This is a genomic window from Nocardia sp. NPDC003345, assembly GCF_053589395.1.
The window spans coordinates 1-9,828 of sequence record NZ_JBSFRU010000245.1 but is presented as its reverse complement, the minus strand read 5'-3'; the positions used below and the strand labels follow the sequence as shown (position 1 = coordinate 9,828).

12 protein-coding genes are annotated in these 9,828 nt (G+C 68.6%); 6 read left to right on the top strand and 6 right to left on the bottom strand.

The window, feature by feature from the left end; translation table 11 throughout:
- Positions 1 to 477 (top strand): TetR/AcrR family transcriptional regulator (locus ACWDU1_RS23220; RefSeq protein ID WP_450001475.1); only part of this gene is annotated, 477 nt, incomplete at its 5' end.
- A 13-nt stretch (positions 478 to 490) separates the two neighbouring features.
- Here the strand turns inward: ACWDU1_RS23220 and ACWDU1_RS23215 are convergent.
- A complete protein-coding gene (locus tag ACWDU1_RS23215) occupies positions 491 to 1,069 on the bottom strand; it encodes a TetR/AcrR family transcriptional regulator (RefSeq protein WP_450001473.1) in 579 nt (192 codons plus the stop codon).
- A gap of 117 nt (positions 1,070 to 1,186) precedes the next feature.
- On the opposite strand from ACWDU1_RS23215, the gene ACWDU1_RS23210 reads away from it, so the two are divergent.
- Together ACWDU1_RS23210 and ACWDU1_RS23205 are read left to right on the top strand one after the other, a co-directional pair.
- Positions 1,187 to 1,876 (top strand): class I SAM-dependent methyltransferase, encoded by a 690-nt coding sequence (locus tag ACWDU1_RS23210; RefSeq protein ID WP_450001472.1) that lies wholly within the window; start codon positions 1,187 to 1,189, stop codon positions 1,874 to 1,876.
- Between the two features lie 154 nt (positions 1,877 to 2,030).
- Positions 2,031 to 3,059, top strand: a complete 1,029-nt coding sequence (locus tag ACWDU1_RS23205; protein WP_450001470.1) for a hypothetical protein — start codon at positions 2,031 to 2,033, stop codon at positions 3,057 to 3,059.
- Between the two features lie 30 nt (positions 3,060 to 3,089).
- Here ACWDU1_RS23205 and ACWDU1_RS23200 read toward each other — a convergent pair whose 3' ends face one another.
- Positions 3,090 to 4,046, bottom strand: coding sequence for an aldo/keto reductase (locus ACWDU1_RS23200; RefSeq protein ID WP_450001469.1), 957 nt, complete (start codon positions 4,044 to 4,046; stop codon positions 3,090 to 3,092).
- Positions 4,047 to 4,134: 88 nt separating this feature from the next.
- Between ACWDU1_RS23200 and ACWDU1_RS23195 the strand changes: the two genes are divergently transcribed.
- Positions 4,135 to 4,755 carry a TetR/AcrR family transcriptional regulator gene (locus ACWDU1_RS23195; protein WP_450001476.1) on the top strand — a complete coding sequence of 207 codons (621 nt, stop codon included), beginning with the start codon at positions 4,135 to 4,137 and terminating at the stop codon, positions 4,753 to 4,755.
- A 129-nt stretch (positions 4,756 to 4,884) separates the two neighbouring features.
- Here ACWDU1_RS23195 and ACWDU1_RS23190 read toward each other — a convergent pair whose 3' ends face one another.
- The 4 genes from ACWDU1_RS23190 to ACWDU1_RS23175 are packed head-to-tail and all read right to left on the bottom strand — an operon-like array spanning position 4,885 to position 8,591.
- Positions 4,885 to 6,495 carry an acyl-CoA synthetase gene (locus ACWDU1_RS23190; RefSeq protein WP_450001468.1) on the bottom strand — a complete coding sequence of 537 codons (1,611 nt, stop codon included), beginning with the start codon at positions 6,493 to 6,495 and terminating at the stop codon, positions 4,885 to 4,887.
- Between the two features lie 42 nt (positions 6,496 to 6,537).
- A complete protein-coding gene (locus ACWDU1_RS23185; RefSeq protein WP_450001467.1) occupies positions 6,538 to 7,788 on the bottom strand; it encodes a hypothetical protein in 1,251 nt (416 codons plus the stop codon).
- A gap of 5 nt (positions 7,789 to 7,793) precedes the next feature.
- The gene (locus ACWDU1_RS23180; protein ID WP_450001465.1) at positions 7,794 to 8,345 is read right to left on the bottom strand and encodes a nuclear transport factor 2 family protein; all 552 of its coding nucleotides are present in this window, start codon (positions 8,343 to 8,345) and stop codon (positions 7,794 to 7,796) included.
- Between the two features lie 39 nt (positions 8,346 to 8,384).
- The gene (locus tag ACWDU1_RS23175; protein ID WP_450001463.1) at positions 8,385 to 8,591 is read right to left on the bottom strand and encodes a ferredoxin; all 207 of its coding nucleotides are present in this window, start codon (positions 8,589 to 8,591) and stop codon (positions 8,385 to 8,387) included.
- 423 nt (positions 8,592 to 9,014) lie between these two features.
- Here ACWDU1_RS23175 and ACWDU1_RS23170 point away from each other — a divergent pair, with 423 nt between their 5' ends.
- Entirely contained in the window at positions 9,015 to 9,419 is a 405-nt protein-coding gene (locus tag ACWDU1_RS23170) for a carboxymuconolactone decarboxylase family protein (protein ID WP_450001461.1), read from the top strand.
- A gap of 75 nt (positions 9,420 to 9,494) precedes the next feature.
- Positions 9,495 to 9,828 (top strand): LLM class flavin-dependent oxidoreductase (locus ACWDU1_RS23165; protein WP_450001459.1); only part of this gene is annotated, 334 nt, incomplete at its 3' end.

The window sequence follows — 9,828 nt, the reverse complement described above, 5'->3', positions numbered from 1 at the left end:
ACCAGCGGTTCGTTCTACCATCATTTCGGCAGCTGGCAGTCGTATGTGGGCGCGCTGCTGGAACATTGGGAGAACCGGCAGGTGCTGATCCTGCGGACTCTCAATTTCGATCCCTCCGCTCCGCAGGAGGCGATCCGGGCCCTGTCGGATCTCACCCTGGGCCTGCATCACCGCGCCGAGGCGGCGATCAGAGCGTGGGCCGCCAACGACGAGGCGGTCGGGGTGGCGCTCAAACGGGTCGACGAATCCCGTCGCCGGACCGTGCGCAAGACGATCATGGCCGTGGTGGCCGACGAGCGTATCGCCGCCGTGGACACCGAACTCGGTATGGCCATGCTGATCGGTTACCAGCAGATGGTGGCCGCCGGCCAGCAGGTGTGCCTGGAGGAACTGCTCGGCGAGTTCGCGCGGCTGGTGTTCTCGCACTCCCGCCGCAACCCCGTGAACGGCCAGGCTGCCGCCGGCGTCGGCGATTGACCGACCGGGCCCGCTATTTCAGGACGAGCAGCGCCGCTCGTTCCAGCCGGTCGGCGATATCGGCATATGATTCGTAGCCCATTCCGGCGCGTACCAGCGCTCCCGCGTACAGCAGTTCCAGCGATTCCACGGTTTCGGGATCGGCCTCGGGTTCCAGTGCCCGGGTGATGCGCGCGCGGATCTCGATCCCGATCCTGGTGCGCAGATGTTCGACATCGGGATCGCGGCCGAGCAGGGCACTGGTGACCGCGCCCGACAATTCCTGTTCGTCGGCCACCAGTAGCGCGATGCCGCGTAGTTCGGCGAGGACCCGTACGGTGGGGTCGGCGTCGCGGCTGACCGGAGTCTGCGAGGCGCGGATCCGCCGCCAGAAGATCTCGGCGACCAGATGTTCCTTCGACGAGAAATAGGTGTAGGCGGTGGCGGTGCCCACCCCCGCGGCGCCGGCGACCATCCGGATGGTGAGTCCGGCGAAGCCCTCGCGGGCCAGTACCTCCATCGCGGCCCGGGTGAGCCGGTCCACGGTGTCCGCCTGCTTTCCGCTCAGCCGGCGCCGAGTGGCCTCGAGAATTCTGGAATCGCCTTCGGACATGTGTCTAGATAGTAGTGTCGGTGCAGTGCCCGAGCAACATCGTCGCCGCTGGGCGCCCGTCGAGTAAGGTCGGTCTCCGCCGACAGCCGCGTTTCCGGAAGTGAGCCCACAGCCCGTATGACCTCGCCAGCCCCCACGACCCCGCTGACCGACGAGCAACTGTTCGAGCATGCCCGCCGGGCCACCGGATTCATGCCGGAAGACGAGGGGCACGCTCTGCACGCCGCGGCGGTGAAGTACTGCCGGGGCGGGGTGATCACCGAAATCGGCACCTACTGCGGAAAATCGGCGATCCTGCTCGGCGCCGCCGCCCGCACCCAGGGCGGGGTGGTCTTCACCGTCGACCACCACCACGGCTCCGAGGAGCACCAGCCCGGCTGGGAGTACCACGACACCACCCTGGTGGACCCGGTCACTGGCCGATTCGACACCCTGCCCCGGTTCCGGCACACCATCGACTCCGCCGGGCTCAGCGATACCGTTCTCGCGATCGTCGGCGCCTCCGCGCAGGTCGCGCGCACCTGGCGGACCCCGATCGAGTTCCTGTTCATCGACGGTGGGCACACCGAGGAGGCCGCGGACCGCGATTACCGCGGCTGGGTCAAATGGGTGGTCCCCGGTGGCGGCCTGGCCATCCACGATGTGTTCCCCGACCCCGCCGACGGCGGTCAGGCGCCCTACGGGATCTACCGCCGCGCCCTCGACAGCGGAGAATTCCGGGAGGTCTCGGTCACCAGCTCGCTACGCATCCTCGAACGAATCGCCCCCGCCCCGGAACACCAGTCGGTGCCGCCCTCCAACCGTTGACGGTGGCCGGGGAGTCCTGCGCCGACCTGATAACCGAGTCACCCGTCGACGCGCCGCGTAACGGCCGCGGACGACCGCGCGGCGGCCTCTGACCCGAGACCCGGCATATCGCGGCGATCCGCGGTTGTCGGAGTCATTCGGCAAGATCGCGGCCGTGCCCATCACCCCGACCACTCCGCCGCGACCGTTCGACGTCACCACCGTCTTCCCTCGACTGGCCGCGTTGGCCCGCACCGCGACCCGGTTGCACCCGCGCCCGGGGTCGCCCGCACCGCAGGACAGTTCCGTCGGCGGCCCGCTGCTCTGGCCCGCCGACGAACCGTGGCCGCACTGCGACGGACCGCACGTAGTGGACGGAATGAACCCGGCCCTGTCTCCGGCGCAGGTGCGGCTGGAACGACGAATCCGTTTCGCCTCGCGCGGCAGGACTCCGACCCCGCAGGAACGCGAGACCCTCGCACGAATCCGCCCCCCGCGGGAGTATCCGTTCGAGCCGGCGATCGCCCAGTATGAGGGCTCCATAGCGATGCTTCCGGTCGCACAGCTGTACGCACGAGACGTGCCCGATCTGCACACGCCTGAAGGTGCAGACCTGCTCCAGGTCTTGTGGTGCCCTTTCGACCACCCGATCATGCCCAGGACCGCGCTGTTCTGGCGATCGGCCGCCACGGTCACCGCCGTTCTCGCCACGCCCCCCGAGCCGCCCGCGATGCAGTTCGACCACTATCTGCCCGAGCCGTGCCTGCTCAACCCGGAGCGGGTCACCGAATACCCCGACCACAGGGAGCTGAGCAAGGAACTCCAGGCGCAGATCGGAGACTGGAGCGTGTGGCAGGCAGCCGGCACGGGTGTGGACAGCGCCTACGCGTCGTACCCCTACGAGTTCTACGACAACGAGTTGGCCGGCGCACCCGGCTGGAAGGTCGGCGGCCGGCCTCGCTGGGGCGCCACAGACCCGGCCCCTCGGCGCTGCCCTACCTGCGACAGCGATATGGATGCCCTGTTGACCATCGCCACGTTCGAGGCCCGCGCGGGCAGCAGCTGGCTCCCGCGCGAGGAACCGGCCCATGAACCACTCATCGGCTTCAACCACACCGCGGTCCAGATAGGCAGCGGCTACGACCAGCAGCTCTACGTCTGCCCGAGGGCGCCGGAGCACGCCCACGCCGAGCTGATGCACTAGCCACGCCATCCACTATGGGTTCCCCGACCCCTACCGTTCGGCGGATCCGGGCCGGGCGAGCTGCCCGAGCGCGATATCGCCGGACCGGCTCGGCACCTCGTCCAGCGCCGCCAGTGTTTCGGCGTCGAAGGTGATCGCGCCCGCGGCGATGTTCGCTTCCAGATGGCCGGTATCGGCGGTGCCGGGAATCAGCAGCACATTCGGGGCGTGGTGGAGCAGCCAGGCCAGGCCGATCTGCGCCGGAGTGCGTCCCAGCTGCCGTGCGGCGGCGGTCACGGCCGGTTCGCCGGTGACCTTCGGCAGGCCCGGGAAGGAGCCGCCGAGAGGGAAATACGGCACCCAGGCGATGTTCTCGGCGCGGCAGATCCGCAGCATCTCCTCGTCGTCGCGAGAGACCAGACTGTAGGAGTTCTGCACGCAGACCGGCTCCACGGTGAGCGCGCGCCGCAGTTCCGCGATATCGACATTGCTGAGCCCGATCGCGCCGATCTTGCCCTCGGCGCGCAGGGCGACGAGTTCCGCCAGCTGATCATCCAGATCGACCACCTGGTTCCCTTCGGCGCGCAGGCCGGGGCCGTGGGTGGCGCGCCGCAGATTCACCACGGGAAGGCGTTCGATACCGAGGCCGGTGAGATTGTCCTCCACTCCGGCCCGCAACTCCTCGGGCCGCTGCGCCAGGCGCATCGGAAAGGGCCCACCGGGATCCGGGGTGGCGCCGACCTTGCTGACCACGAGGATGTCGTCCCGCCCGCCGAGTACCTCCCGGATCACGTCGTTGACGAAACCGTCGCCGTAGAAGTGGGCGGTATCGAGGTGGTCGACACCGAGTTCGATCGCGCGACGCAGCACGGCCAGCGCGCCGTCGCGGTTGCCCCGTAGCCGTTCGAGTTGCATGGCCCCGTAGCCGACCCGGGAGACGGCGCGGCCGGCCAGGACGCCGGCACCTCCGGGGCGGGCGGAGGCGGCGGGCGGGGTAGATGCGGTCATGACAGATCCCGCTTCCATGAGACGATGGATGAAACGGAGGAGCCTCCGTTACGTCGACTGTAGCACTACCGGAGGTGCCTCCGTTTTGATTTCACCCGACCCGCCGCCCTCCGGACCCGCGCAGGCTCCCGCCGTGGGCCGTCCCACCCGCGCCGACGCCCGCCGCAACCGGGATCGGCTGCTCACCGCCGCTCGCGCCGCGTTCACCGCCTCCGATACCGCCGCGCTGGAATCCATCGCCCGCGACGCCGGTGTCGGTATCGGGACGCTCTACCGCCATTTCCCGACCCGCGAGGCGCTGATCGACGCGGTCTACGCCGCCGAACTCGACGATGTCACCGCCGGCGCCGACACCCTGCTCTCCGAATTGCCGCCCGAGCGCGCGCTGCGCGCCTGGATGGACCGCTACACCGAATTCGTCGCGACCAAACGCGCCATGATCGGCAGCCTCCGGGCCGCGAGCGCCGCGGGCGGTCCGGCGGCCTCGTCCACGCGCGAACGCATCACCGCCACGATCGCGACCCTGCTCGCCGCCGGAGCCCGCTCGGGCGCACTGCGCGCCGATATCGACCCCGACGATGTCACCACCATGCTCCTGGGCGTCACCCTGGCCACGGCCGCCGACGAGACACCCGACCGGGCCGACCGACTGCTCGACCTCATACTCGACGCACTGGGCGCCGCCGGTCACGGCACCGCCGGACCGTGATCGCGTGTGCGGCCGGCAGCGCTTCGTGCGGATGCCCCGGTCCGCGCGGGCTCGGCTCCGGGCGGACCGGGGCAGGGGCGCCGGGACTCGAAGCGGTGATATCGCCGCGGGCGCCCTGTCCCGGCGCGGTCAGTCCCGCCGGTGGTCGGGCCCGCGGTCCGCGGCGTACTGCTTGGCCCAGGTGTAGTCGGGTTTTCCGCTGGGTGAGCGGGTGATCGTCTCGGTGATCCAGATCGCCCGCGGCACCTTGTATCCCGCCAGATGCTCGCGCACATGTTTCTGCAGATCGGCAATATCGAGCACGCCGGCGGCCCCGGCGGTGAGGCTGACCACCGCGGCGACCTGCTGACCCCAGCGGTCGTGGGCCACGCCGATCACGGTCGCGTCGTAGATGGCGGGATGGGATTTCACCACGCCCTCGACCTCTTCGGCGAACACCTTCTCCCCGCCGGTGTTGATGACCATGTTGCCGCGGCCGATGAGGCTGATGGTGGAGTCGTCCTCCAACCGGGCGCGATCGTCGGTCACCACGATCCGCGCGCCGTCGACCTCCTTGAACAGCTTCGCGGTTTTCGCCTCGTCCTTGTAGTAGCCGAGCGGCACCGACCCGGTTTTCGCCAGCCACCCTTCCTCTCCGGGGACCACAGGCCGGCCGGCATCGTCGACGACGATCGCGCCGCGCCCGATCGACACCCGGGGTTTGCGGGCCGGATCGTCGTCCTTCTGCGCGAATCCGATACCGCCGAAACCGGTTTCGGAGGAACCGATGGAATCGGAGACGAACAGGTTCGGCATCAGGCCCAGCAGCGCGTTCTTCGTCGGCTGGGTGAGTAGCGCGGCGCCCGAGGCGATCATGAACAAGCCGGTCGCGTCGACGGGGTCGGCGCGATAGGAGTCGATCAGTGGCCGTGCCATGGCGTCGCCGGTGATGACCATGACGCCCGGGCGTTCGGCGGCCACCGTCTGCCATACCGTGGCCGCGTCGAAATGCGGTTCGAAGATCACGCAGTTACCCGACCACAGCGCGATGAAGGTGGGCATCATGGCGGCCAGATGCATGAGCGGCGGCAGGATCATCCACGTGGAGGGATCACCGGCGGCACCGGTGCGCGACTGCTGGTATTCGTCGGTGACCGGCTCGTTGCTGTAGAAATCGATCCCGCCGCCGAGGACCCGCCACATGTCCTCCTGCCGCCACAGCACACCCTTGGGCATGCCGGTGGTGCCGCCGGTGTACATGACGAACAGATCGTCGGCGCTGCGGGCGATCTCGGGGCGGGTGGCGGGCGAAGCGGCGGTCACCTCGGCCAGGCAGTCCACCCCGGGATCGGCCGCGACCCGGTCGTCGGCCGCGCACAGCAGGTACTTCAGGCGCGGCGAACGCTGCGCGGCGGCGCGGACCGCTTCCCCGTAACAGGCGTGGTAGACCAGATGTTCGAGGTCGGCGTTGTCGTAGAGGTAGGCGAGTTCGGCGGGGCCGTACCGGAAATTGATATTGATCGGCACGGCCGCGAGTTTGAAGCAGGCGATGAGCGTCTGCATCGTGTCGATACCGTTGTGCATCTGGAAACCGACGTGGGTGCCGTGCCCGACCCCCACCGACGCCAGATGGTGGGCGAGCCGGTTGGCTCGCTCGTCCAGTTCCCGGTAGGTGACACGCCGGCCCCGCTCGATCAGGGCGATCCGGTCGGGCATGGCGTCGACGGAATGTTCGAACAGGTCGGCGAAATTATTGGCCATATCAATCCTGCGCTGGTGCCGGATCCTCCCGAAGCGGGAGGGTCAGAGAACGGTGAGGGGCAGCGGTATCCCGCGGTCGGTGAAACGGAAGTCGACGCCGGTGCTGAACCGGGTGATCGCCACCTCCGGCGCCTCGGCGAACGGGTCCTCGGCGAGAGCGATTTCGGCAGTCCACCCATCGGGCCCCGATTCGGCGACCCGGCTCGCGAATCGCGGATTCACACCCCGCACCAGTGAATCCAGCGGCCCCAGCCGGTCGGGCCCGATCAGGGAGAGCCAGCCGCGATCGGTGAGCGCCCCGCTCGCGGCGGGGAACCGCACCCGCACCACACCGACGCCGGGCTCGACATCGACATCGGTGTAGTGCAGGGGGTTGAGCGCCGGATGGATACGCAGGACCGCGGCGAGAGCGTCGATATCGTCGCCGAGCCGGAGGCAGGCACGGATTCGTTCGGAGGTGACCCCGGCGATACCGGTGAGCTGTTTGCGCCCGATCTCCAGCGCCGCATCGACATCGGTCCGTTCGTGCACGGCGACCATGAACCCGAGTACCAGCAGATGCTGCTGCAGGCACACCTCCTCCGCGATCCGGACCAGAGCGGAATGGGAGAAGTCGGGGAACCGCAGATCACTGAGCAGCGGTCCGCTGTAGTCGGCGAGCCCGTCGTCGGCGGGGTCGATATCGGCCAGCGGTAGGGCGGCGGCCACCGATCCGGCGACCAGATGCGCGTTGCGTGGCACCTCCGGCGGGATATGCGATTCGTCGATGACGACAGTCCAGGCGCACATCGGGTGCCGGTCGGCCGGTTGGCGCGGCGGCCGGTGGATGGGGCGCACCTGGGCGTACTTGTTGGTGGCCAGCGCGGTGGCATCGAAGGTGGGATCCTCGATGTCGTGGCACATGGCCTTCACGTAGTCGGGGCCCATGGGTTCGACATCGACCAGCGCGCCGCAGTGGTCGAGCCAGAACTCGCCGTGGCGGGCGTCGTCGACCCGGAACCGGAAGTCCATGAACTGCGGCGGCGCGCCGATATCGAGCTGCAGTCCCTTGAAGATCGTGACGATATCGTCGCCGGTGTAGCCGAGGGCCCGCTGCATCCGCCGGGTATAGATCGGGCTCGACAGCTGCCATTCCTCGATGGCGACCTCGGCCATCCCCTCCCGGCCGAAGGCGGAGATGCAGTGTGCCATTCCCGAACGATCGATGAGCTGACCGCACAGCAGCAGTTCGGGAACCAGTGCGGCCAGTTCCGCGCGTCCCAGCGCGTGGAACCGGCTCGTGGGCACCGTCACCGGACTCACCACAGGGAGGCCGGCGCGGTGCCGATCCGGTACCAGCCGGGCAGCCGGCCGGCGGTGGACTTCGCGATGCGCTGGTTCATACCGTCCGACATCGCCTTGTTGGTCATCATCTCCAGGAACAGCGAGGAGACGTTGCCGAAGTCGAAGAAATCGCGCTGCCAGGACCACTGGTAGTTCCCGCCGTAGCGGAACCAGCTTCCGCCGATACCGTCGACGGTGTAGAGGCTGCCGTCCTCGCGCGGGGTGGTGGTGTAGGTCTGCTTCCAGAAGCCGATGGCGTCTCCGGTGCGCTCGTCGATGACGAACTGCTGGTACGGGTACTCCCAGCCCTCCAGGCCTTCCATCTCCTGGCCGAGGGCCAGATCGCGGATCTCGGCGCGGCCCACCGCCATGAATTCGTCCTTGGGGCCGTAGTTCCACCCGTAGGTGGCGTCCTCGGTGTACATCTCGGCCAGTGGTTTCCAGTCGCCCAGTTTCTCGCAGCGCTCGTTCTCGGCCACCCAGCGGCGCACCATTTCGTCGAGTTCGGCGCGATCGAAACCTGTCATCGGTGTTGTCCCTTTCGAAGAACCTGTTGCGAAGGTGGATCAGTCGCCGGATTCGCCGGCGACGAGCATGAGGGCCTGGGTGGGGCAGTAGCGGATGGCGTTGTCGACATCGGCCTTGTGCTCCGGGCCGGGTTCGGGGTCGAGGATCTCGACCTGCCCGCGTTTGGGTACGGAGAAGATGTCCGGCGCTTCGCCGGCGCAGACGGCATGGCCCTGGCACAGGTCCATATCGGCCTGGATTCTCATGATGTGCACTCCCTCGGCGTGGTGTGAGCGGAGCCGCGCGGCGCGGTGGGCGCGGGATGACGCGGGGGCCGGCCGGCGCCTCCGGCGGGGGTGGCCCCGCGCCGGAGCCGGGCCGTGTGGTCTACCCGGTCCGAGAACGAGTTCTTCCGGCGCCGGGGGCGGCGATTCGGCGGAAGAGACACATAGCTGGACATGTGTCTGGACGCTACCACCGACAGGTGTGTCCGACAACGATTCAGCAATTTTCCCAGAATGGGTTCGGTGTCCGGGCGGATTCGCGAATGTCGCGGCCGCAGGCGCCGCGATGGGCGCCCGGGCGACCGAAACGAGAACATGTTCTTGCGTGGTGGAGATCGTCCGAATTATATTCCGTACACCTGTCCAGACACTCTCGACGGACTCGTCCGGCGTAGAAGGAGCGATATGAGCGACGACCCCACCCCCCAGCCGACCGTGCGCGAGCGCGGCCTGGCCAAGATGGCGGAGGTCTACGGATGGGAATTCCAGGACGGCCCGGGCGACCATTTCGCGGTCACCGCCGATCATCTGTTCGCCGATATCTGGTCGCGGCCCGGCCTCACCCTGCGTGACCGCCGCCTGCTGCTACTCGGCGCGCTCACCGCCCAGGGCCTGTTCGACGTCGCAGGTATCCAGATCGGCGCCGCACTGCAGAACGAGGAACTCGACGAGACCCAGCTGCGTGAGATCTCGCTGTTCCTGTGCCACTACGTGGGCTGGCCCGCCGGTACCTCACTGGACCATGTGATCGGCGCCCAGATCGACCAGCGCAACAAGAAGGCCCGTAAGGCCGCCCAGAACGGTCGCTGACGACCGCGCCCACCCTCCGCCGCGCCCCGGGGCCACTTCGCGGCACGGCGACTCCCACACAGACAAGGCACAGGTATGCGTTTCGGCATCGTTCTCTTCACCAGTGATCGCGGGATCACCCCCGCCGCCACGGCCAAGGCCGCCGAGGACCACGGCTTCAGCTCCTTCTACGTCCCCGAACACACCCATATCCCGGTGAAGCGCGAGGCCGCGCACCCCCAGACCGGTGACGCCTCCCTGCCCGACGACCGCTATATGCGCACCCTCGACCCGTGGGTGTCGCTGGCCATGGCGGCGGCGGTCACCGAACGTATCGAGCTGTCCACCGCGGTCGCGCTGCCGGTGGAGCACGATCCGATCACCCTCGCCAAGACCATCGCCTCGCTCGACCACCTCTCCGGCGGCCGGG

What these genes read in the sequence shown, in the direction of transcription:
- ACWDU1_RS23200 (WP_450001469.1), bottom strand. Translation starts at nt 4,046, where the DNA reads ATGACCGCATCTACCCCGCCCGCCGCCTCCGCCCGCCCCGGAGGTGCC.
- ACWDU1_RS23180 (WP_450001465.1), bottom strand. Translation starts at nt 8,345, where the DNA reads ATGACAGGTTTCGATCGCGCCGAACTCGACGAAATGGTGCGCCGCTGG.
- ACWDU1_RS23170 (WP_450001461.1), top strand. Translation starts at nt 9,015, where the DNA reads ATGAGCGACGACCCCACCCCCCAGCCGACCGTGCGCGAGCGCGGCCTG.
- ACWDU1_RS23190 (WP_450001468.1), bottom strand. Translation starts at nt 6,495, where the DNA reads ATGGCCAATAATTTCGCCGACCTGTTCGAACATTCCGTCGACGCCATG.
- ACWDU1_RS23215 (WP_450001473.1), bottom strand. Translation starts at nt 1,069, where the DNA reads ATGTCCGAAGGCGATTCCAGAATTCTCGAGGCCACTCGGCGCCGGCTG.
- ACWDU1_RS23175 (WP_450001463.1), bottom strand. Translation starts at nt 8,591, where the DNA reads ATGAGAATCCAGGCCGATATGGACCTGTGCCAGGGCCATGCCGTCTGC.
- ACWDU1_RS23210 (WP_450001472.1), top strand. Translation starts at nt 1,187, where the DNA reads ATGACCTCGCCAGCCCCCACGACCCCGCTGACCGACGAGCAACTGTTC.